This window comes from Actinospica robiniae DSM 44927 (assembly GCF_000504285.1).
GTDB lineage: Bacteria > Actinomycetota > Actinomycetes > Streptomycetales > Catenulisporaceae > Actinospica > Actinospica robiniae.
The window spans coordinates 4,612,987-4,635,052 of sequence record NZ_KI632511.1 but is presented as its reverse complement, the minus strand read 5'-3'; the positions used below and the strand labels follow the sequence as shown (position 1 = coordinate 4,635,052).

Here is a 22,066-nt window from a genome sequence, read left to right as displayed (position 1 = left end):
AACGGATCGGGCCGGCGGCGGCGCGTCGCCCTCGATTTTCGGCGGAGGAATATGGCAGCATGGCCGAGGTCGGCAGAATATTCGAACAACTGATCGACTAGGGGACTCTCATGCCTGTCGCCGCACTGGATTCCGAGGCCGCGCGGTTCTACGCCACCCAGAGCCTTTTCAGCGACCCCGGGGCCTTCGCACCGCTCTACCACGACCTGCCCGCCGATCCGGCCGCGCTCGCCCGCATCGTCCGCGGGCTGTTCGTACACCGGCTCGAGGGCGGGCACTTCGGCGTCGAACTCCTGCCGGACCGGCTGCGCGAGGACGCGGAATCCCGCTATGTGGACGAGATCCTGCGCCTGGTGGCCGAGCGGAACGGCGCCGCGCTCACCGAAGCGCGCGCCTTCGAGGACCGCTTCGTCGGGATCTGCCGCGACTTCGCGCTGCTGCACTGCTCGCTGCTGCGCCACGCCGGCATCCCGGCCCGCATCCGCTCCGGCTTCGCCGACTACTTCGGAGACGACGGCTTCCACAGCGACCACGTCGTGACCGAGTACTGGGACGCCGAGCGCGGCTGGCTGCTGGCCGACGCCCAGATCGTTGAGGGCTACTCGATGCCCTTCGACCCGATGGACGTGCCGCGCGACCGCTTCCTCGTCGCGGGGAAGGCTTGGCAGCTCATCCGATCCGGCCAGGCCGACCCGAAGGAGTTCGGCCTGGGGATGACCGAGCCGCCGATGGTGGGGGAGTGGTTCGTGAGCGGGAACATAAGGCTGGACCTGTCCGACCTCAACAAGGTCGAGACGCTGCTGTGGGACATCTGGGGCCTCGGCGCCGGGCCCTTCGACGAGATGACGGACGAGATCTACGACCTCTACGATCTCGCCGCGACCGTCGCCGACGACGAGGTGTCCTTCGACGCGGCGCGCAAGCTGTTCGCCGAGAACGCCGGGCTGCGCACCCCCGCCACCGTCACCTCGCTCGCCCAGTTCAAAGCGCCGAGCGAGGTGACGTTGCGTCGCTGAGCCGGTCTCAGCGGCCGAGCGGCAGGGTCAGGCTGGACGGCCCGCCGAAGGCCACGGTGCTGCCGGACTGGTCGGCGTCGAGGAAGAGCGGGTCCTTGGTGCCAAGTACCAGCGCGACGCTGTCGCCGGCCGGGATGTCGTACGACGTGGTGAGGAACTGGGCACTGATCTGCAGCGGCTTGCCGGGCGTGGCGCCGCTGTAGCTGTAGGGCAGGTACGAGATCAGCGTCCCGTCGTCGAGCAGATCGACGTCGTACAGGTAGGCGTAGAGCGTGCCGGACGAAGCGCTCGGGGTCACCGTCAGGTTCAGGCTCGCGGTCCCGCGCACGTGGTCGGTCGCGGACAACGCAGAGGACTGCCATACCGCGTCGTCCGAGCGGTTGATCGCGGGCAGCCAGCACGAGGGCGGCGCGTCGAAGAACTGGGTCAGGATGCCGCTGACCTCCAGCGTGCCGCCGGCCGCGCAGGACGCCGTGCCCGCATTCGTCTTGGTGGTGAAGCTGCCGGCCGCGCCGGTGCTCAGACTGCCGGTGCCGAGCCAGTTCTTCGCACCGAGCTGGTAGGTCGTGGACGAGGCGGTCATCGCCGCAGGGCTCGCATACCCCTGATACGAGGAGCCGCCGATCGGCTCGACCTGGACCGGGGCCTGCGTGTCGATCCCGTTCGCCGCGCCGGTGAGGTAGTGGTCGAACCAGGCGTGCGCGTGGTCCCAGACCGTGTTGTCCAGCCCCAGCAGACCCGAGGCCTCCGAGGTGGCGTGGTCGCCGGGCTGGAGCATCAGGTACTTCGGCGTGCTCAGGTCGTTGTAGAACGGCAGGAGCTGGTTGGGCGCGAAGATGCTGTCCTGCAGGCCGTTGGAGATGAACACGGCCGCGCCGTTGGCGTTGATCGAGTCCACGTACGTCTGCGGCGAGCGGACCGCGCCCCAGCTGAGCACGTCGGAGATGTCGGTGTCGCCGTAGAAGTCGTCCAGGATGTTCTGGAAGTCGGGGCTCAGCGTCCCGGTCAGCTCGGCCGCGGCCGCGAGCAGGTCGGTGGACTCCTGGTGCCGCGTGCTGTTCGGGTAGAGCGAATAGTCCAGGTCCGTCCAGGCGCTCATGGCCGCCACGGCCTTGATCCGCGGGTCGTGCCCGGCCGCGAGCAGGGAGAGCCCGGCGCCGTAGGAGACCCCGCCCACGCCGATCTCGGCCGGGTTCGCCGAGGTGTTCGCCAGCAGCCAGCTGATCACGCTGGAGACGTCGGCGACGTCCTGCGGCCCGGCCACGTCGATGCTCCCGCCGGAGGAGTAGAAGCCGCGCGGGTCGTATTCGAGCACGATGTAGCCGTCGGCGGCGAACTGCTGCGCCTGGAGCAGGTACTCGAAGTCGGGGGTGGCCCAGCTGTCGATGAACACGATCGCCGGATGCGGCCCGGAGCCGCTCGGCCGGGTCAGCTCGGCGGTCAGTCCGGTGCCGTCGGGCATGGTGAGGGTCAGCGCGGTGGTGCTCACCGCGGCGCTCGCGGCCGAGGCCGGCGGCGCGGCGGTGAGCAGGGCGGGCAGGACGAGCGCGGCGGCGCCCAGCAGACTCGGGCTTCTGCGACGGCGCGTGCGACCATGGACGGGCATCGGCGACCTCCAGGTTACTCGCGGGTAAGGTGGGTGCCCTGAATCTCCTGCCGCCGGGCCTGCCACGTCAAGGCACTGTCCTGTGCCCCTTGGCCAAGCTTGCGCAAAGCACCCTCGTCCGGGCCCGCGGCCCGCGGCGTTTCGTCAGACGGGGCAACAAATGCCGACCGCGCGACGCCCTTACCCAGCCCTCGCGCCCGGGTACTCAGCCCAGTTGGTCCTTGCGCACCTTCCCCATCGCGTTGCGGGGCAGCGCGTCCAGGAACACCACAGCGCGCGGACGCTTGTGCGCCGACAGTTCGCGCGCGACGAGGTCGATGAGTTCGGGCTCTGCGACGCCCTCGGCCACCACGTAGGCCACGATGCGCTGCCCGAGATCCTCGTCCGGCACGCCCACCACAGCGGCCTCGCGCACGCCCGGATGGCCGAGCAGCGCGTTCTCGATCTCGCCCGCGCCGATCCGGTAGCCCCCTGATTTGATCAGGTCGGTCGAGGCCCGCCCGACGATGCGGTGCGTGCCGTCCGGCTCGAGCACCGCCATGTCGCCGGTGCGGAACCAGCCGTCCGCGGTGAACGACTCCGCGGTCGCGTCCGGGCGGCGCAGGTAGCCGTCGAACACGGTGGCGCCGCGCACCTGCAGGCTGCCGACGGTGGCGCCGTCCCACGCCACCGGCTCGCCCGCGTCGTCCACCAGCCTGGTCTCGATTCCCGCCAGCGGCCGCCCGACCGCGCCCGGTCGGCGGTCCTCGTCGTCCGCGCGGGCCGCGACGGTGATCAGCGTCTCCGTCATGCCATAGCGCTCGGCCGGCTTGTGCCCGGTCAGCTCGTGCATCCGCGCGAAGACCGGCGCCGGCAGCGCGGCCGAGCCGGAGACCAGCAGCCGCGCCCCGCTGAGCGCGGCGGCCGCCGACGCCTCCGCGCACACCCGGGACCAGACCGTCGGCACGCCGAAGTAGAGCGACCCGCCCGCCTTCGCGTACGCCTCGGGCGCGGGCCGGCCGGTGTGCATCAGCCGCGATCCCGTGCGCAGCGCGCCCAACACGCCGAGCACCAGCCCGTGCACGTGGAACAGCGGCAGCCCATGGACGAGCGTGTCCTCCTCGGTCCACGCCCAGGCCTCGGCGAGGGCGTCGAGATCCGCGGCGATCGCCTGGCCGGTGACCGGCACGCCCTTGGGCACACCAGTGGTGCCCGAGGTGTAGAGAATCAGGGCCGTGGCCTGCTCCGAGGGGACCGGCCCGGACGGCATGTCGCCGCGTTCCGCCGTGGAGACCGGCACCAGCGGCACACCGCATTCCTTCCACGGCGAGCCGAGCGACCCGGCCTCGTCCGCTCCGGCGAGCAACACCGCCGCGCCGCTGTCGCGCAGCACGTGCCCGAGTTCGCCCGCGCCGCTGTCCGGGGCGATCGGCACCACCGGCACACTCGCGAGCAGTCCGCCGAGCACCCCGACCACGGTCGTGAGCGACGGCGTGGCCCGGACGGCGACCGCAGGAGCCCCGGCGATCCGCCGCGCCACCGCCCCCGCCGCCGCGAGCAAATCGCCCCGGCTGAGCCCCTCGCCCGCGACGTGCACGGATTCAGGCCGGTCGGTCGCGTCGGCGCGCAGGGAGGAAAGCAGGTCCATGAGCCCTACCGTACTCGCGGACCCCCCCCACGACGCGTAGCAGGACGCGCGGCGCAGCGCTAAAGTAAGGCATGGAAGTCAAGGGGGATTGATGATCAGCATCATCGCACTGGCCGGAATCTCGGTGTTCGCGGTGCTCGCGCTCGTCAGCGAGCGCTGGCGGTCCTGGTCGCGGCGCCGTCGTACGGCCGACTACGTGGTCTCGGCCATGATCCTGACGCCGCTGGCCCGGTGGTGGATCGACCAGTTCGTCGGCCGGAGCGCGGGACACCGGGCCACGGCCGCCATCGCGCTGCTCTGCGTCCTGTGCTTCTTCGCCGCGTGGCGGCGATGGGCGCCGCGGCCCGCCGGCTGATCCACTCGGTCCGTCGATTGGCCTGGACCAATTGACGGCGGCGTGGGGGCGCGCTTTCATCCGCATGACGGTTTGTTCGCGCGGACAACGTGGCGTGCCGGACTGCCGGCATGCCACGGCATGGAGGCATCGTGCCCGACCCTGGCAACACCCCCACCCACCGCAAGACCCGGAGTCACCGCACCACCACCCGCACCACCACCCGCTCGCGCCTGCGCGGGCGGGCGCTCGGCGTCGCCCTGGTCACCCTCTCGGCCGGCGTGGTCGCCGCGTTCGGCGGTACCGGCACCGCCGAGGCCTCGTCCACTTCCTGCCCCTGGGTCGGCTCCTCGGCGCCCGTCTCCCAGCGGGTCAGCTCCCTGATGTCGCACCTGACGCTCGCGCAGAAAGTGGCGCTGGCCACCGGATCGGGCGGGTCGAGCTACGTCGGGTTCATCCCGGCCATCGGCTCGCTGTGCATCCCGGCGATGAACCTGGAGGACGGCCCGGCCGGCGTCGGCGACGGCCTGTCCAACGTCACCCAGCTGCTGGCGCCGGTCTCGGTCGCCGCGACCTGGGACACCTCGGCCGAGCAGCAGTACGGCCAGGTGATCGGCGCCGAGCAGGCGGCCAAGGGCACCACCGTCGACCTCGGGCCCACCATCAACATCGTGCGCGACCCGCGCTGGGGCCGTGCCTTCGAATCAGTGGGCGAGGATCCCTACCTCAACGGGCAACTCGGCTCGGCCGACATCCGCGGCGTGCAGTCCACCGGGGTCATGGCGCAGGTCAAGCACTTCGCCGTGTACAACCAGGAGACCAACCGCAACACCTCGAGCGACAACGCGGTCGTGAGCACCCAGGCCGAGCAGGAGATCTACCTGCCCGCGTTCCAGGCGGCGGTGCAGCAGGGCGACGCGTCCTCGGTGATGTGCTCCTACAGCTACATCAACGGCACCGCCGCGTGTCAGAACCCGTATCTCCTGACGACCGTGCTGCGCCAGCAGTTCGGCTTCACCGGGTTCGTCACCTCGGACTGGGGCGGCACACACGCCACCGCCGCGTCGGCCAACGCGGGCCTGAACATGGACATGCCGGGCTCCGACGGCTACTACGGCAGTGCCCTGACGTCCGCGGTCAACTCCGGCTCGGTGAGCCAGGCCACGTTGAACGCGCTGGTCTCGCAGACCCTCACTCAGATGTTCGCGTACGGGCTCTTCGATAAGCCGACCTCGGGCTCCCCGGCGCAGGCTGCGACGGACACCGCGGATCAGACGGCTGCGACGTCGCTGGCCGAAGAGGGCACCGTCCTGCTCAAGGACTCGGGCAGCGTGCTCCCGCTCGGTTCCGCCGACAACTCGATCGCGGTCATCGGCGCCGACGCGTCCACCAGCCCGCAGAGCGACGGCGGCGGCAGCGCGGGGGTGAATTCGAGCGGCACGGTCACCCCGCTGCAGGGGATCACCGCCGCCGCGCCGAGCGGGACCACGGTCACCTACGACGCCGGCACCTCGAACTCCTCGGCCGCGGCCGCAGCCGCCGCGGCGAAGGTCGCGGTGGTCTTCGCCAGCGACTTCGAGTCGGAAGGCTCGGACCTCAGCAGCATCGACCTGTCCAGTGCCCAGAACTCGCTGATCTCGGCTGTCGCCGCGGCGAACCCGAACACGGTCGTGGTGCTCAACACCGGATCCGCGGTCACCATGCCGTGGCTCTCCTCGGTCAAGGGAGTGCTCGAGGCCTGGTACCCGGGCCAGGAGGACGGCACGGCCATCGCCAACGTGCTGTTCGGCTCCTACAACCCGTCCGGCCACCTGACCGTGACCTTCCCGACCTCGCTCTCCCAGGTCCCGGCCTCCACGACGGCCGAGTGGCCGGGCAGCGGCGGCACCGTCCAGTACTCCGAGGGCGTGGACGTCGGCTACCGCTGGTACGACGCCAAGGGTCTGACGCCGCTCTTCCCCTTCGGCTACGGCCTTTCCTACACCACCTTCTCCTACAGCAACCTGCACGTCGGCACGCTCACCGCGGGCGGCACCGCCACGGTGACTGCCACCGTCACCAACACCGGCTCACGCGCGGGCGCTGACGTGGCGCAGCTGTATGTCACCGATCCGTCCGCCTCCGGCCAGCCACCACGGCAGCTCGAGGGCTTCGCCCGCGTCAACCTCGCGGCCGGCGCCAGCCAGACCGTCACCTTCCAGCTCGCGCAGCAGAACCTGCAGTACTGGAACACGTCCTCGAACGCGTGGGCGACCAGCACCGGCAGCTACGGCATCTCCGTCGGCGACGCGGACGCCACCGGCTCGCTTCCGCTCAGCGGCACGCTCTCGGTGACCTCGACCCAGCTCGGGCAGCCGGTCACGCTGACGAACCCCGGCCCGCAGGAGGGTTCGGCGGGCACGGCCGTGTCCGTGCAACTCGCCGCGAGCGACTCGACCTCCGGGCAGACCGCGACGTACACGGCTTCGGGTCTGCCCTCCGGCCTGTCGATCTCGTCGAGCGGGCTCATCACCGGCACGCCGACGACCGCCGGCACCAGCACCGTGACCGTCACCGCCAAGGACGGTAACGGCGCTCAGGCCTCCACCACGTTCACCTGGACCGTGGTCGCCTCCACCGGAGGTATCGCTGCCACACCGCTGGTCGGATACACAGGGCTCTGCCTCGACATCGCCGCGGACAGCAACGCCGACGCGACCAAGGTCGAGGTCTACACCTGCAACGGAACCAACGGCCAGCAATGGACCGAGGAGGCCAACGGCACCGTGCAGGCGCTCGGCAAATGCCTGGACGTCGTCGGCGGCGGTACGGCCAACGGCACGCTGGTCGACCTCTACACGTGCAACGGCACCGGTGCCCAGGTGTGGACACCGCAGTCCAACGGCGAACTGCTCAACCCGCAGTCCGGCAAGTGCCTCGACGACACCGGCTACGGCGCCTCCGGCACCCAGGTACAGATCTGGACCTGCGGCGCCACCTCCAACCAGTCGTGGGTCTCGCCGGCCGCGGTGGCCGGCACCGTGACCGGCTACGCAGGGCTCTGCGTCGATGTGCGCAGCGACAACAGCGCGGACGGCACGCCGGTCCAGGTCTACACCTGCAACGGCACGACCGCGCAGAGCTGGACGGCTGAGCCGAACGGCACGCTCAAGGCGCTCGGGAAGTGCCTCGACGTCGTCGCCGCCGGCACTGCCAACGGCACGCTGGTCGATCTCTACACCTGCAACGGCACCGCCGCGCAGAACTGGCAGCCGCTGTCGAGCGGCGAACTCGTCAACCCACAGTCGGGCAAGTGCCTGGATGACACCGGATCCGGCGGCTCCGGCACGCAACTGGAGATCTGGTCCTGCAGCGGCGCGAGCAACCAGCAATGGGCCCTGCCGTAATCCGCGACGCCTCGGTGAACGAATTCGAGAAAGGAGTGATGAAACCGTGATGTAGTGAGCGGGGGCGGGGTTTGACCCTGTACTCAGCCCGCTCTTAGAATCACCACCATGAACCTGAGCGCGCCCCGACCGACGACCCATGAGGTCGTTCTGATCGGTATGAGCGCGCACAGCGTCGCCGACATCCTGTGTTGATGTCCCGCTAGCTCCGCCGCAGACGGGACGGCTTTCCGGCCGTCCCGCCCCCGGCGTCGAGTCGCCGCAGACCCGCTCTCGTGGTCTTCCGCGGCGTTTTCACCGGCTTTCCGCGCGTTCGTTCGCGCGTCTCCACCGTGCTTATCACCACCGGGCTCGGCTTCGCCCTGCCCGGAATCACTTCGCCTTTCGCAAAGAGAAGGATTCCTCGTGTCCCGACGAATACGGCTCGCCGCTTTCACCGGAATCGCCGCGTTGATCGGTTCGCTCGCCGCCGCCTGCGGCAGTTCGAGCTCCACCGCCTCCGCCGCCGCTTTCGACGCGGCCACCTGCGCCGGCGGCACCCTCCAGGTGCTCGACCAGGCCACCGAGGACACCGGCCTGGACCCGGCCGAGCTCTACACCTCCGGCGGCGGCGCCATCCCGCGCCTGCTCTTCCGCACCCTGACCACCCGCGACTCGGTGGCCGGCGACAACGGCCGGACCGTGGTGCCGGACCTCGCCACCGACACCGGCGAGTCCAGCGACAACGCGACCGTCTGGACCTACCACCTGAAATCCGGGCTGAAGTACGCGAACGGGCAGCCGATCACCACGGCCGACATCAAGTACGGCATCGAGCGCTCCTTCTCCTCGCAGCTCGCCGGCAGCCCGCCCTACCTGCGCGACTGGCTGATCGGCGGCTCGGCCTACCAGGGCCCGTACGGCTCGAACCCGGACCTGGCCTCGATCGCCACCCCGGACACGAACACCATCGTCTTCCACCTGCGCAAGTCCGAGGGCGACTTCCCGTACCTGGCCGCGGAGACCCAGTTCGCCCCGGTGCCCAAGGCCTCGGACACCGGCAAGAACTACAACGCCGCCCCGGTCTCCTCCGGCCCGTACACCATCAAGACCTTCAACAAGGGCAAGAACCTGGTCCTGACCCGCAACACCTACTGGAGCAAGACCACCGACACCCAGCGGCTGGCCTGCCCCGACACCATCGACATCAGCCTCGGGCTCTCGTCCACGGTGATCGACCAGCGGCTCGCCGCCTCGGTCGGCCAGGACGCCGACGCGATCACCACCGACACCGACGTGGACGCCGCCACCCTGGCCAGGTCCTCCGCGCAGCCGGCCCTCAAGTCCCGGCTGACCAGCGGCAACTTCCCGGACACGACCTACCTCGCGTTCAACACCAAGAAGGCGCCGTTCGACAACCAGTCGGTGCGCGAGGCCTTCTCCTACGCCGTGGACCGCACCGCGCTGGTCAACGCCCAGGGCGGCAGCCAGCTGGCCACCGCGCTGACCACGTTCACCCCGCCGAGCATCGGCGCCGCGTACCACCCGTACGACTACTTCCCGGCCGGTGCCACCGGCGACCCGGCCAAGGCCAAGCAGCTGCTGGCCCAGGCCGGCTACCCGAACGGGCTGACCGTCCAGCTGGCGTACGACAACAACGACCCGCAGGACGCGGCCGCGCTGCAGCAGGCGTACGCCAAGGCCGGGATCACCCTGAAGCTGGACCCGATCGACGACTCGAACTACCAGAGCGTCGTGACCAACACGACCACCGAGCCGGCGCTGAGCCTGTTCAGCTGGGGCGCGGACTGGCCGAGCGGCGCGCCGTTCCTCACCCCGATCTTCGACGGCCGGGACATCGTGCAGGGCGGCGGCAACTTCAACCTCGCCCAGTACGACGACAAGGCGGTCGAGGCGCAGATCGACCAGATCAACCAGATCACCGACTACACCAAGGCGCAGCAGGCCTGGGGCGACCTCGACGCCCAGATCGGCAAGCTCGCGCTGACCGTGCCGCTCTACACCGCGAACGACGTCGTGCTGCACGGCACCGCGGTGAAGAACACGTACGTGGACCAGTGGCGCGGCTGGTACGACATCTCCTCGGTCTCGGTCAAGTAGCCGCCGCAGCGGCAGAGAAGTAGAACGCGAATGTCCAGCCTGATCGCCGCGCCGACGGACGCCCCGGCTCCGTCGGCGGACGAGACGGTCAAGCCGCCCGTGCTCCTGGCCCGCCTGTGGGCCAGGCCGGGCGGCAAGACCGCGCTCGTGCTCGTCCTCCTGCTCGTCCTGGCCGCGATCCTGGCCCCGGTGCTCTCCGGGCTCGAAGGTCAGGATCCGAACACCTACCACGACACCCTGCTGAACTCGGCCGCCGGCGGCAGCCCGCTCGGCTCCTTCGGCGGGATCAGCTCCTCGCACTGGCTCGGGGTGGAGCCGGCCACCGGGCGCGACGTGTTCGCCCGGCTGCTCTACGGCGCCCGGATCTCGCTCATGGTGGCGGCCGGGGCCACGCTCGGACAGCTGCTGCTGGGCCTGCTCATCGGGCTGGCCGCGGGACTGGGCAACCGGTGGATCGACGGGGTGCTGAGCCGGTTCACCGACCTGGCCCTGGCCCTGCCCTACCTCTTCTTCGCGATCGCCCTGCTGGCGGTGGTGCCGCAGACCTTCTCGCGGCCGCTGCTGCTGTGCCTGATCCTGGCCGGCCTCGGCTGGGCGGCCACCGCCCGGATCGTGCGTGCCGAGACGCTGGTGCTGCGCGAGCGCGACTTCGTCTCGGCCGCCCGGCTCTACGGCGCGAGCACCTGGCGGATCGCCCTGCGCGAGATCCTGCCCGGCCTGGCCGCGCCGGTGGCCACCTACACGGCGCTGGCGCTGCCGGGGAACATGGTGGCCGAGGCGGGCCTCTCCTTCCTCGGCCTGGGCGTGCAGCCGCCCACACCGAGCTGGGGGCAGATGCTCTCGAGCGCCGCCGACTGGTTCCAGGCCGACCCGACCTACGTGCTTGTGCCGGCCGTGACCCTGCTGCTGTGCGTGCTGATCTTCACCGGTCTGGGTGAAGCGGTACGCAGGGCGGCCGACCCGAGGAGCGAGACGCGGTGATCGTCTTCCTGTTCCGCCGCCTGCTCTCGGCGCTCGCGGTGCTGCTCGTGCTCTCCGCCCTCGTCTACGGGCTCTTCTACCTGATGCCGGGCGACCCGGCCGTGCTCGCCTGCGGCAAGCGCTGCGACGCGGGCGAACTCGCCCAGGTGCGCCACTCGATGGGGCTGGACCGCTCGATCGTCGCGCAGTTCTGGACCTTCATCAGCTCCCTGTTCGTCGGGCACCGCTACGACAACGGGGTGGGCACCACCTGGTGCTCCGCGCCCTGTCTCGGCTTCTCGTTCCAGAGCAACGAGCCGGTCACCCAGATGCTGCTGGACCGCCTGCCGGTGGACCTCTCGCTGGCCGTCGGCGCCTCGGTGATCTGGCTCGCTGTCGGCATCGGCTTCGGCCTGTTCGCGGCGCTGCGCCCGAACGGCCTGCGCGACCGGGTGACCACGACCGTGGCGATGACCTTCAGCGCCACGCCGCTGTTCGTGCTGGCCCTGCTGCTGCTGCTCGTGTTCTGCGTCTGGTTCCAGGTGCTGCCGTTCCCGACGTACGTGCCGCTCACCCAGAACCCGGGGCAGTGGTTCCAGAACCTGCTGCTGCCCTGGCTCGCCATCGCGCTGGTCACGGCCGGCGGCTACCTCCGGCTGACCCGGGCCGGGGTGCTCGAGTCGCTCGGCCAGGACCATATCAGGACCCTGCGCGCGTACGGCTACAGCGAGCGCCGGGTGGTGCTACGGCACGCGGTGCGCGGCGCGCTGCCCACGCTCGCCACCATGGCCGCCGTGGACATCGGCGGGGTGCTGGCCGGCGCCGTGTTCACCGAGTCCCTGTTCGGCCTGCCGGGCCTGGGCAAGCTCATGGTGGACTCGGCGACCAACGTGGACCTGCCCGTGGTCACCGGGATCACGTTGCTGGCCGCGACCCTGATCATCGCCGCGAACGCCGTCGCCGACGTGCTCTACGCGGTGCTCGACCCCCGAGTGAGGCTGGCATGACGCAGAACCCGCACACCTCCGGGACGGCGCCGCTTCGGGTCGAGGACCTGCGGGTGGCCTTCCCCGGCGGCCCCGGCCGACCCGAGGCGACCGCCCTGGCCGGCCTCAGCTTCGAGCTGGCCCAGGGTCAGGCGCTCGGTCTGGTCGGCGAATCCGGCTCGGGCAAGTCGGCCGCGGCGCTGGCTCTGCTCGGTCTGCACCGCGGCACGGCGGCGCGGGTCGGCGGCCGGATCCTGGTGCGTCCCCGTTCGGCCGGGGGCGAGGTCGAGGACGAGATCGAGGTGAACTCCGCGGACGAGCGCACGCTGCGCCGGATCCGCGGCCGCGAACTGGCCATGATCTTCCAGGAGCCGCTGACCAGCCTCGACCCGTACCGCCGGGTCGGCGAGCAGATCGCGACGGTGCGCCGGCTGCACTTCGGCGAGGGCCGCAAGCAGGCCGCGGCGCGGGCGGCCGAGGCGCTGGAGAAGGTGGGCATCGACGCGGCGGGCAAGTACCGCGCGTACCCGCACGAGTTCTCCGGCGGCATGCGGCAGCGGGCCCTGATCGCCATGGCGATCGCACTCGAGCCGCGCGTGCTGGTGGCCGACGAGCCGACCACCGCGCTCGACGCCACAGTGCAGGCGCAGATCCTCGAACTGCTCTCCGAGCTGCGCCGCGAGACCGGCATGAGCATGATCCTGATCAGCCACGACCTGGCCGTGGTGGCCGGCAACGTGGACGAGGTGCTCGTGCTCAAGTCCGGCGAGCAGGTCGAACGCGGGCCGGTCGGCGAGGTCCTGACCACGCCGCAGCACCCGTACACGCAGGCGCTGCTCGCCGCGATCCCCCGGCTGGACGCCGAACTGCCGCAGCGCGAGCCGGCCGACGCGGCCCGGCGGCCGCTGGTGCGCGTGCGCGGGCTGGAGGTGACCTTCCCGGCCAAGCGCGGGGCGGCGCAGACCCGCGCGGTGGCGGGCGTCGACCTGGAGCTGCGCGAGGGCGAGTCGCTCGGCATCGTGGGGGAGAGCGGCAGCGGCAAGACCACGCTCGGCCGCTCGCTCGTCCGGCTGCAGCAGCCGACCGCGGGCACGATCGAGTTCGACGGCCGCCCGCTCGACTCCTGGCGCGGCAGGGCCCTGCGTCAGCACCGCCGCGAGATGCAGCTGATCTTCCAGGACCCGGCCTCCTCGCTCAACCCCCGGCGCAGCGTCGGCGAGTCGATCGCGGAGCCGCTGCGGGTGCAGGGGGAGAAGGACCGCGAGCGGCTGACCGCGTCGGTCGGCGAGATCCTCGAGCGGGTCGGCCTCGACCGCGGGCTCTACCACCGTTATCCGCACCAGCTCTCCGGCGGGCAGCGGCAGCGCGCCGCGATCGCCAGGGCCCTGATCCTGCGGCCGCGGCTGGTGGTGTGCGACGAGCCGGTCTCCGCGCTCGACGTGACCACCCAGGCGCAGGTGGTCAGGCTGCTGCGGGAGCTGCGCGACGAGTTCGAGCTCACCCTGGTGTTCATCGCGCACGACCTGGCCGTGGTGCGCCAGGTGAGTGACCGGATCGCGGTGATGGAGGCCGGACGGGTGGTCGAGATCCTGCCCGCGGCCGAGCTCGCGCGAGCGCAGGACCCGTATACCCGGGCCCTGCTCGCCGCGGTGCCGGAGCTGCCCGCGCTCGGGGCGGCGGCCTGACGGGGTGAGTACGCCGGCGAATGTCGGCGAAACGCCCGCGCACGGCGCCGCTCCGTCGGCGAAAGGACGGATAATCCCCGGTATGTACCGTCATGTCTGTACTCTTCCGGCCGCCGCCCTGCTTGCCGCGGGTATCGCGGTGCTGACGCCGGCGGCAGCGTGGGCGACCGACTCCGGCGACGTCGCCGCGCTGGCGCTGGCGAACGCGGGCAAGGGCGCCGGCACGTGCTCGCAGGTCAACCCGGCGCCCAACTCGCTCGGCGGTTCGGCGTTCGGCACGAGCTGCACCGGGAACCAGGGCACGGCCGAGTACTGGTGTGCGGACTTCGCCAAGTGGATCTGGCAGAACGCCTCCGGCTCCACCATCACCGGCACCGGCAACCTCGACGCGGGCGCGGTGAGCTTCTACAACTACGGAGTCGACCACGGCACCCTGCACACCGACCCGTCCTACCGCCCGCGGGTGGGCGACGCGGTCGTCTACGACGTGGTCGTGCCATCCGGCAAGACCCACGGCACCTTCGCCGACCACGTCGGCCTCGTCACCGCGCTCAACTCGGACGGGTCGATCGAGACCGTCAACGGCGACTTCGGCGGGGTCTCCGGCAACGGCGAGGCCTACTTCTCCGAGACCTCGACGGTGCAGGTCAAGGACATCGCCGCGGGCCAGGTCCCGGTCGGCTCGGCGCCTTCGAACATCGGCATGACCATCAGCGGCTACAGCAGCCCGAGCGGGCTGAGCGCCACCCCGGCCGACGCGCAGGGCCTGGACTTCGACTGGTGACGTCTCAGACTATTGAACATAAGTGCACTGCGAGTCCGGCCCGCGGTACCATGCCCGCCAGTCCCGGCTGAGTCCGGGTCGGCGGAGCCGCGGACGGGGCGTCGGGAGCGGCCTGCGCATCCTGTCCTTTCGACCGCTCGGAGACCGACCCGTTATGGCTAGCAGATCCACCATACGCTCCGGCACCACCAAGAGCCTGATCTACTCGGTGCTGGGCATCGTTTTCGGCGCCGCGCTCATCCTCATCGCCAAGGCCACCTGGGCCAACCCGGCCGACTGCGGCGGCCAGACCATGCAGCAGGGCGACACTTGCGAGGTCACCGACCACGGCGAGACGAGCAACCGGAGCCTGTCCGACCAGGAGTCCTCCAACCACCGCGAAGCCGTCATCATGTTCGTGGTCGGCCCGCTGATGATCGCCGGCAGCGGGTTCTGGCTGGCCAGCGAGATCCGGATCCGGCAGCGGCGCGGCGCCACGGCGACCGGCCCGGCGGCCGTGGCCGGCGCCGGTCCCTTCCCTCCGGGCAACACCCCGTACCCGCCCCAGTTCAACGCCGCGCAGCAGCCCTACCCGCCGCAGCAGCCGTACGGCGCGGTGCCGCCGCAGGCCCGGCCCGCCCAGCCGCAGTACCAGCAGCCGCAGTATCAGCAGCCTCAGCAGCCGTACCCGCCCCAGCAATACCCGCAGCAGCCTTACCCGCCGCAGCAGTACGCACCGCAGTACGGCCAGCCCGCGCAGCCGCAGCCGCCGCAGCAGCCCTACCAGCAGCCGCCGCAGCAGGGCGGCTGGCCGGCCGCCTGATCGGCCGTCACCCGCGCGGCCCGCGCCGCAGCCGTACCCTTCCGCACGCCCTCCGCTCGCCCTGAAGCGGGTCCGCCCACCCCTCGTCGAGCGACCGTGCGGAAGGGTACGATCGCATCAAGTGACAACCCGTCGGGCCCGGCGCATCGAGACGGGCCGGTGAGAACGCAGGAGGCCGCTGTGTCGAACCACCGTCCCGCCTGGGTACCCGACGAGGTGGACATCGAACGGCCCTCCGCCGCCCGCATGTACGACTTCTACCTCGGCGGCTCCTACAACTTCGCCGCGGACCGCACCCTGGCCGAGGAGAACCTGCGCAACTGGCCCGACATGCCGCAGATCGCCCGGGCCAACCGGGCCTTCCTGCACCGCGCCGTCGGCTACCTCAGCAGCATGGGCGTGGACCAGTTCCTCGACCTCGGCTCCGGCATACCCACCGGCGGCAACACCCACGACATCGCCCTCGCGCTCAACCCGCAGGCGCGGACCGTCTACGTGGACGTGGACCCGGTCGCCATCGCGCACAGCATCGTGCTGCTCCAGGACGTGCCCAACGCCACCGTCGTGCACGCGGACCTGCGCGACGTGGACACCGTGATGAAGCACTCCGTGGTGCCCGACTTCCTTGACCTGAGCCGCCCGGTCGGCGTGATCATGTTGGCCGTGCTGCACTTCGTCTCGGCCGAGGACGACGCCCCCGGCCTGGTCCGCGCGTACCGCGACGTCACGGCTCAGGGCTCGTACCTCGCCGTCAGCCACGGCACCGCCGACTACCAGCCGGAGAACGCCCGCGGCGCCTCCCAGCTCTACACCCGCGCCAGCCACCGGCTCACCTTCCGCAGCAAGACCGAGGTGGCCGAGCTGTTCACCGGGTACGAACTGGCCGAGCCGGGCCTGGTGGACATCATCCACTGGCGCCCCGATCCGGCCGACGACCGGCCCGACCCGCTCGGCGCGGACGTGGCCCGCTACTCCGGGTACGTCGCGGTGGGGCGCAAACCGGCGCCGTAGGAATCTTCCGGACGACCACGGTTGCCCGGGCCCCGGGACTGTCCAAGCATTGATCTATGCAGTCGCGCAGCGAACACGGGCCCGGCTACCTGCGCTATCCCCACGTTCGCGGCTCGCTGCTGACCTTCGTGGCCGAGGACGACGTCTGGCTCGCCGCGCTCGCCGCCGACGGCTCGGTGGGCCGCGCCTGGCGGGTGACCGCGGACCGGATGCGGGTGGCCAACCCGCGGATCTCGCCGGACGGCGCCACCCTGGCCTGGACGAGCTGGCTCGCCCCGACGCCGGAGGTGTGGACCACCGCGGTCGAGGGCGGCCCGGCGATGCGGCTGAGCTGGTCCGGCAGCGACGACACGCGCGTGCTCGGCTGGCTGCCGGGCGGTCAGATCCTCGGCGTCTCCTCGTTCCACCAGCCCTTCAGCCGCTATACGTGGGCGTACTCGCTGCCCTTGGACGGCTCGCTCGCCAGCCGGCTGCCCTGGGGGCCGGTGTCCGAAGCCGCCGTCACCTCCGAACACGTGCTGCTGCTCACCGGCACCCCGTCGCACGAGCCGGCGGGCTGGAAACGCTACCGGGGCGGCGCGACCGGACGTCTCTGGCTGGACGGGCAGCGGCTGCTCGAGGGCATCGGCGGCCACCTGGCCGCGCCCATGCTCATCGGCGGCGAAGACGGCGGCGGGGGACCGCTGCGGGTGGCCTTCCTGTCCGACCACGAGGGCATCGGCAACCTCTACTCCTGCCGTCCCGACGGCACCGACCTGCGCCGGCACAGCGACCACGACACCTTCTACGCCCGCAACGCGGCCACCGACGGCGAACGCGTGGTCTACCAGCACGCCGGCGACCTCTACCTGCTCGAGAGCCTGGAACACCCGGCCCCGCGCGCGCTCGACATCCCGCTCGGCGGCGCCCGCACCGGACGCCGCCCGTATCAGGTCCCCGCGTCCTACAACCTCGGCGGCTTCGACTGCGACCGGGACGGCCGGGCGAGCGTGGTGCAGGTGCGCGGCAGCCTCTACTGGCTCACCCACCACGACGGCCCGGCCCGGGTCCTGGCCGACACGCCGGGCGTGCACAACCGGCTGCCGGCGCTGATCGGCGCGGACGAGGTCGCCTGGGTCAGCGACGCCGAGGGCGAGGACGAGATCGCGATCGCGCCCTCGCCCGGGCACAGCGCCCCGGCCGACCGGCTCGGGCCGGGCGACGTGGCCGACACCGGCGGCTGGGAGCAGCCGCCGCCCGTCCCCGCGCCGCGGGTCATCGCCCGCGGCGCGATCGGACGCGTGGTCGCGTTCACCGCCGCGCCCGACGGCTCGGTCTTCGCCGTCGCCACCAGCGACGGCCGGCTGCTGCTGGTGCAGGCCGCGGACGGGGCCGTGCGCGACGTGGTCCGCTCCGCCTACGGCCCGCTCACCGGCCTCGCCTTCTCGCCCGACTCGAAGTGGCTGGCCTGGTCGCAGGCGGTCGCGCACAAGTCGCTGCGGCGGATCCGGCTGGTGCAGATCGCCGCGTCCGACAAGATCTACGACGTCACCACCGGACGGTTCGAGGACGAAGGACCCTGCTTCACCCGGGACGGGCACTACCTGGTCTTCCTCTCCTGGCGCGGCTTCGATCCGGTGCACGACGTGCACACCGGCGACATGTCCTTCCCGCTCGGCTGCCGGCCCTACCTGGTGCCGCTGGCCGTGGACGTGCTCGCGCCCTTCTCCATCCCGGTCGAGGGCCGCGCCCCGGACGGCACCGCGCTGGCCCCGCCGGCCAACGACGGCACCGTCCGGGTCGACCCGGACGCGCTGGTGGAGCGGCTGCTGCCGTTCCCGGTGATCGCCTCGAAGTACTCGGATCCGGCGCCGGTGGACGGCGGCGTGGTGTGGCTGCGCTGGCCCATCTCCGGCGCGCTCGGCCAGACCTTCGCCAACCCGGACGACCTGTCCGGCCAGCCCGTGCTCGAGTACTTCGACCTCGACGCCGGCCAGACCGAGGTGCTGGCCGAGGACGTCGACGCGTACGCGGTCTCCGGCGACGGCACCGCCCTGGTGTACTTGAGCGACGGCGAACTCAGCGTGCTGAGCATCGCCGACCCGGACCGCGCGTTCACCGTGGACCTGCGGCGGATCACGCACACGGTGGACCCGGCGGCCGAATGGCGCCAGGCCTACCGCGAGGCCGCGCGCGTGGTGCGCGACCAGTACTGGGACCCGGGCATGTGCGGGCTCGACTGGGACGCGCTGACCGAGCAGTACGAGCCGCTGATCGCCCGGGTGGCCAGCCCGGACGACTTCAGCGACGTGCTGCAGGAGCTGCTGGGCGAGCTCGGCACCTCGCACGCCTACGTGGTCGCCTCGCGGCTCGGAGAAGGGCCGGCCCGGCCGCAGCGTCCGCTCGGCCTGCTCGGCGTGGACGTGCACCGCGACGAGCAGGGCCGCTGGCTGATCGACCGGGTGCTGACCGGCGAGTCCTCCGACCCGCGCGCCCGCGCCCCGCTCGCCGCGCACGGCGTGCGGCCCGGCGACGAGGTGGTGGAGATCGCCGGCCGCGCCCCGGACCCGCTGCTCGGCCCGCTTCCGCTGCTCGCCGGCACCGGCGGCACCACGATCGAGGTGGTGCTGCGTACCGCGGCGGACGGCTCGCTGCGCCGGATCGCGGTCACCCCGCTGAGCGACGAGCGGCCGGTCCGCTACCAGGACACGGTGCTGCAGCGCCGCGCGAAAGTACGCCAACTGAGTGAAGGCCGCTGCGGCTACCTGCACATCCCGGACCTCGGCGGCTCCGGCTGGGCCCAGTTCAACCGCGACCTGCGCCGCGAGTTCAACTACCCGGCCCTCGTCCTCGACGTGCGCGGCAACGCCGGCGGCAACGTCTCCCAGCTGGTGCTCGACAAGCTCAGCCGGAAGGTGCTGGCCTGGGACTTCACCCGCGGCCGGCGCCCGGCCCGCTACCCGCGCGACGCGCTGCGCGGCCCGGTCGTGGCGATCGCCGACGAGGCGACCAGCTCGGACGGCGACGTGATCGTCGCGGCCTTCCGCGAGCTCGGCCTCGGCCCGGTGGTCGGCCAGCGGACCTGGGGCGGCGTGGTGGGGATGACCGGGCGCCACACGCTGGTGGACGGCACCCAGATCACCGTCCCGCGCAACGCCGCGTGGTTCCCCGGCGTGGGCTTCGGCATCGAGAACCACGGCGTCGAGCCGGACGTGGAGGTCGTGCGCGGCCCGCTGGACTGGGAATCCGGCCGCAACACGCAGCTGGAGGCGGCCGTGCAGGTGGCCCTCGACCTGCTCGAGAAGCGCCCGGCCGCCGCGGAGCCGCCCACCTCCACCCCCCGCCCCGACCGCCGCCGCCCCCCGCTGCCCCCGCGCGGCAACTCCTAGCCGAAAGCGCGCCCGCCCCCGTTCCCCGCAGCCCTGTTCCGCGCATGCAAACGGGGCGCACCCGTTGGGCGCGCCCCGTGCAGGGCCTACCTAGCGCGAATCAGTCCCGTCAGACATTCGCGCCCTTCTGCCCGGGGCGCTTCGCGCGCTGGCCCTGGCCACGTCCCGGCTGCGCGGAACGCTCGCCGGTCTCGCCCATGGCGTCAGACCGCTGCGACTGGCCGGGATATGCCGAACGCTCATCGGCCTCGCCGAAGGCGTCCTGGCCGGGACGGGCGGCCTGCTGCTGAGCCCGAGCGGGCTTGCGCTGAGCCTTTCCCTTCTTGCCCATGTCTCCTCCTTGAGAGTGTTTTGACTGGGGCAAGACCAAATCTGACACGATCCGATAATCGCCGCATTCCGGACAAATCGCAGCTACGCCGCTCAGGTGAGCGCCCCCACCCGCCCCGATTCCCCGCCCAGGTCAGCGCACCCGCGCCCACTTCTCGCACGGACCCCAGCAAACACGGACATCGCTGCGCCGCCTACCCAGAACCCGCAGAGCCTACGAGCCCTGATACTCCCCGTCATCCTGCGCAGCCCCAGCCCTCGCCCAGCCGCCGACCATCCCTCACCACCCGCCCAAGCCATGCGCGGGGTCCGGGGTGTCCCCGGCGCGGGGCTTGGGGCCGTGCCCCAAAAAGCAACAGGTTGCCGTGCGCCCGTACGTAGGCCCCGGCACCGTAGCGAAGCGTAGGTGCCAGGGCCGAGGTAGCAGGCGCGTCTAGGCATAGAACTTGCTGAGGTCCCGGGCAACCAAGTCGGGCCGCCCCTTGGGGTTCGCCTTCGTGACGTCGCTGGAGCCGCCGTGGTCCAGTTCGGGGTACTCCACCGTCCGCGAGTGAGGCAGCGTACGAACGAGCGCGTCGCGGCCGGGGCGGAGCCATGCCAGGCCTCTGCCGCCGCTGAGCAGCAGCACCTCGGCGGCGACGTCGGCGTATTCCGCTTCGGTGCCCTTGGCCTCGCCGATGATGACGCCCTCGTACCGGATGGTCGGGGCGAGGCGGCGCATGGTGACGTCGCCGGGACCGGCGGCCTTGTCCTCGCCGCTGAGCATCATGCCGGTGAGCGCGGCGAGCAGCGGGCGCGGGATGACCTTCAGACCGGTCGGGGCCAGGCGTAGCGCGAACATCGAGGTGACCATGGCCGCGGTGACCTTGCCGGCGGCGATCTGCGCGTCGAACCGGGGCAGCCAGGCGTTGTCGTAGAAGGAGTCGGCGAGCACGAGCGCCGGCTCGTAGAGCGCGACCTTGTCGATCAGGCGGCCGTGCCGGCGCGCGGTCGCGAGCGCGACCAGGCCGCCCGCGCTCACTCCGAATATCCGGCTCGCCCCCGCCTGCGCCACCACCGCGTGGATGTCGGCGACCTCGGTGGCCAGGCTGTGGTCCGCCGCGTGCGGACCGCTCAGTCCGCGCCCGCGCCGGTCCGGCAGGAAGACCGTGTACCGGTCCGCGAGCGCGTCGGCCAGCGCCACGTGGTTGAGCCCTGATTCCATCGAGCCGTGCACCAGCACCACAGCCGGTCCGCTCCCGCGGTACCTGAAGCCGATCTTCGTCCCGTCCGCCGATGCCACGGTGCCGGTGGCGTAGTCCTGGAGCACGTGCGGTTCCCCTCAGTCGTCTGCCGATACCCGATCGCAGAACCATAGAGGCGATATGAGTGTGCTGTGAAGGATGTATGAGAATTCTGTGAAGGAATCGTATCCGAGCGCTCAGTCGGCGGCGCTCGGCTACTCGTGTGTCTGCAGTGCGGCGAGTTCCTCGCGCGCCTGCATCAGCGCGAAGCCGAGCAGGTTGCCGCCGCGCCACCGGCGCGGGTCGGCGGCGCGCGGGTCGTCGGCGGCGAGGCCGATGCCCCAGACCCGGTCCACCGGGCTGGCCTCGACCAGCACCCGTGCCCGGGTGCCGAGCAGGTAGTCGCGCAGGGCCGGGTCCTGCCCGAACTTCGCCACGTTGCCCGCCGCCACCAGGTCGAAGCAGGCGTCGGCCCAGCGGTCGTCGTCGAAGCCGCGCACGGTGCGTCCCAGGTTCTTCGCCTCGGCCGGCGTCGGGGCCGCCAGGATGCGGGCGAGCGCCTGCTCGTCCTCGAACAGGCGGGCCTTGCCGGCCATCATCCAGTGCTCGGCCGAGGAGTAGGCGACGCCGTCCACGGAGAAGCGGCACGGCCACCACTGGGAGAGGCAGCCCTTGCCGATCGACCCGTCCCGCTCCGGCCGGTGGCCCCAGAACATCAGCCATTTCGGCGTGGCGCCCGACTCGATCGCCTCGACCAACTCCGCCCGCCTGCGCGCCGCGGTCGCAGCGCCGGCGACGGCCGGGGGATCGTCGGTCGTCCGCTCACCCGTGCTCTGCATGCGCGCCAT

General features: G+C 71.7%; 16 protein-coding genes. 11 read left to right on the top strand and 5 right to left on the bottom strand.

What is annotated here, in order from left to right:
* Positions 1-110 precede the first annotated feature (110 nt).
* Complete coding sequence (locus ACTRO_RS19595; protein WP_034265062.1) at positions 111-1,016, top strand: transglutaminase-like domain-containing protein; 906 nt, start codon at positions 111-113, stop codon at positions 1,014-1,016.
* A gap of 7 nt (positions 1,017-1,023) precedes the next feature.
* Here ACTRO_RS19595 and ACTRO_RS19590 read toward each other — a convergent pair whose 3' ends face one another.
* Both ACTRO_RS19590 and ACTRO_RS19585 read right to left on the bottom strand, forming a co-directional pair.
* On the bottom strand, positions 1,024-2,622 hold the full coding sequence (locus ACTRO_RS19590) for a CocE/NonD family hydrolase (RefSeq protein ID WP_034265059.1): 1,599 nt from the start codon (positions 2,620-2,622) through the stop codon (positions 1,024-1,026).
* Positions 2,623-2,827: 205 nt separating this feature from the next.
* A complete protein-coding gene (locus ACTRO_RS19585; RefSeq protein WP_034265056.1) occupies positions 2,828-4,249 on the bottom strand; it encodes an acyl-CoA synthetase in 1,422 nt (473 codons plus the stop codon).
* 91 nt (positions 4,250-4,340) lie between these two features.
* On the opposite strand from ACTRO_RS19585, the gene ACTRO_RS19580 reads away from it, so the two are divergent.
* From ACTRO_RS19580 to ACTRO_RS19535, 10 genes are all read left to right on the top strand, one after another.
* The gene (locus ACTRO_RS19580) at positions 4,341-4,604 is read left to right on the top strand and encodes a hypothetical protein (protein ID WP_034265053.1); all 264 of its coding nucleotides are present in this window, start codon (positions 4,341-4,343) and stop codon (positions 4,602-4,604) included.
* A 131-nt stretch (positions 4,605-4,735) separates the two neighbouring features.
* The gene (locus ACTRO_RS43580; protein WP_051451077.1) at positions 4,736-7,969 is read left to right on the top strand and encodes a glycoside hydrolase family 3 C-terminal domain-containing protein; all 3,234 of its coding nucleotides are present in this window, start codon (positions 4,736-4,738) and stop codon (positions 7,967-7,969) included.
* A 405-nt stretch (positions 7,970-8,374) separates the two neighbouring features.
* The gene (locus tag ACTRO_RS19570; RefSeq protein ID WP_051451076.1) at positions 8,375-10,069 is read left to right on the top strand and encodes an ABC transporter substrate-binding protein; all 1,695 of its coding nucleotides are present in this window, start codon (positions 8,375-8,377) and stop codon (positions 10,067-10,069) included.
* 30 nt (positions 10,070-10,099) lie between these two features.
* Positions 10,100-11,050: an ABC transporter permease gene (locus tag ACTRO_RS19565; protein ID WP_084316394.1), complete on the top strand. Its 951-nt coding sequence runs from the start codon at positions 10,100-10,102 to the stop codon at positions 11,048-11,050.
* Complete coding sequence (locus tag ACTRO_RS19560) at positions 11,047-12,036, top strand: ABC transporter permease (protein WP_034265050.1); 990 nt, start codon at positions 11,047-11,049, stop codon at positions 12,034-12,036. Before ACTRO_RS19565 ends, ACTRO_RS19560 begins: the two co-directional genes overlap by 4 nt.
* The gene (locus ACTRO_RS19555) at positions 12,033-13,700 is read left to right on the top strand and encodes a dipeptide ABC transporter ATP-binding protein (protein WP_034265046.1); all 1,668 of its coding nucleotides are present in this window, start codon (positions 12,033-12,035) and stop codon (positions 13,698-13,700) included. The genes ACTRO_RS19560 and ACTRO_RS19555 overlap by 4 nt, the downstream gene beginning before the upstream one ends.
* Before the next feature lie 82 nt (positions 13,701-13,782).
* Complete coding sequence (locus ACTRO_RS19550; RefSeq protein WP_034265042.1) at positions 13,783-14,484, top strand: CHAP domain-containing protein; 702 nt, start codon at positions 13,783-13,785, stop codon at positions 14,482-14,484.
* A gap of 154 nt (positions 14,485-14,638) precedes the next feature.
* Positions 14,639-15,286, top strand: a complete 648-nt coding sequence (locus ACTRO_RS47365) for a hypothetical protein (protein WP_034265039.1) — start codon at positions 14,639-14,641, stop codon at positions 15,284-15,286.
* Positions 15,287-15,466: 180 nt separating this feature from the next.
* Positions 15,467-16,297 carry an SAM-dependent methyltransferase gene (locus ACTRO_RS19540; RefSeq protein ID WP_084316393.1) on the top strand — a complete coding sequence of 277 codons (831 nt, stop codon included), beginning with the start codon at positions 15,467-15,469 and terminating at the stop codon, positions 16,295-16,297.
* Positions 16,298-16,353: 56 nt separating this feature from the next.
* Positions 16,354-19,665: a S41 family peptidase gene (locus ACTRO_RS19535; RefSeq protein ID WP_034265035.1), complete on the top strand. Its 3,312-nt coding sequence runs from the start codon at positions 16,354-16,356 to the stop codon at positions 19,663-19,665.
* Positions 19,666-19,774: 109 nt separating this feature from the next.
* Here the strand turns inward: ACTRO_RS19535 and ACTRO_RS19530 are convergent, their stop codons facing one another.
* From ACTRO_RS19530 to ACTRO_RS19520, 3 genes are all read right to left on the bottom strand, one after another.
* Entirely contained in the window at positions 19,775-19,996 is a 222-nt protein-coding gene (locus ACTRO_RS19530) for a hypothetical protein (protein ID WP_034265032.1), read from the bottom strand.
* Positions 19,997-20,428: 432 nt separating this feature from the next.
* Positions 20,429-21,304 carry an alpha/beta fold hydrolase gene (locus ACTRO_RS19525; protein WP_034265029.1) on the bottom strand — a complete coding sequence of 292 codons (876 nt, stop codon included), beginning with the start codon at positions 21,302-21,304 and terminating at the stop codon, positions 20,429-20,431.
* Between the two features lie 129 nt (positions 21,305-21,433).
* Positions 21,434-22,057: a riboflavin biosynthesis intermediates N-glycosidase gene (locus ACTRO_RS19520; protein ID WP_063628260.1), complete on the bottom strand. Its 624-nt coding sequence runs from the start codon at positions 22,055-22,057 to the stop codon at positions 21,434-21,436.
* Between the last annotated feature and the right edge of the window lie 9 nt (positions 22,058-22,066).

What these genes read in the sequence shown, in the direction of transcription:
- ACTRO_RS19595 (WP_034265062.1), top strand. Translation starts at nt 111, where the DNA reads ATGCCTGTCGCCGCACTGGATTCCGAGGCCGCGCGGTTCTACGCCACC.
- ACTRO_RS19590 (WP_034265059.1), bottom strand. Translation starts at nt 2,622, where the DNA reads ATGCCCGTCCATGGTCGCACGCGCCGTCGCAGAAGCCCGAGTCTGCTG.
- ACTRO_RS19585 (WP_034265056.1), bottom strand. Translation starts at nt 4,249, where the DNA reads ATGGACCTGCTTTCCTCCCTGCGCGCCGACGCGACCGACCGGCCTGAA.
- ACTRO_RS19580 (WP_034265053.1), top strand. Translation starts at nt 4,341, where the DNA reads ATGATCAGCATCATCGCACTGGCCGGAATCTCGGTGTTCGCGGTGCTC.
- ACTRO_RS19565 (WP_084316394.1), top strand. Translation starts at nt 10,100, where the DNA reads ATGTCCAGCCTGATCGCCGCGCCGACGGACGCCCCGGCTCCGTCGGCG.
- ACTRO_RS19555 (WP_034265046.1), top strand. Translation starts at nt 12,033, where the DNA reads ATGACGCAGAACCCGCACACCTCCGGGACGGCGCCGCTTCGGGTCGAG.
- ACTRO_RS19550 (WP_034265042.1), top strand. Translation starts at nt 13,783, where the DNA reads ATGTACCGTCATGTCTGTACTCTTCCGGCCGCCGCCCTGCTTGCCGCG.
- ACTRO_RS47365 (WP_034265039.1), top strand. Translation starts at nt 14,639, where the DNA reads ATGGCTAGCAGATCCACCATACGCTCCGGCACCACCAAGAGCCTGATC.
- ACTRO_RS19535 (WP_034265035.1), top strand. Translation starts at nt 16,354, where the DNA reads ATGCAGTCGCGCAGCGAACACGGGCCCGGCTACCTGCGCTATCCCCAC.
- ACTRO_RS19530 (WP_034265032.1), bottom strand. Translation starts at nt 19,996, where the DNA reads ATGGGCAAGAAGGGAAAGGCTCAGCGCAAGCCCGCTCGGGCTCAGCAG.
- ACTRO_RS19520 (WP_063628260.1), bottom strand. Translation starts at nt 22,057, where the DNA reads ATGCAGAGCACGGGTGAGCGGACGACCGACGATCCCCCGGCCGTCGCC.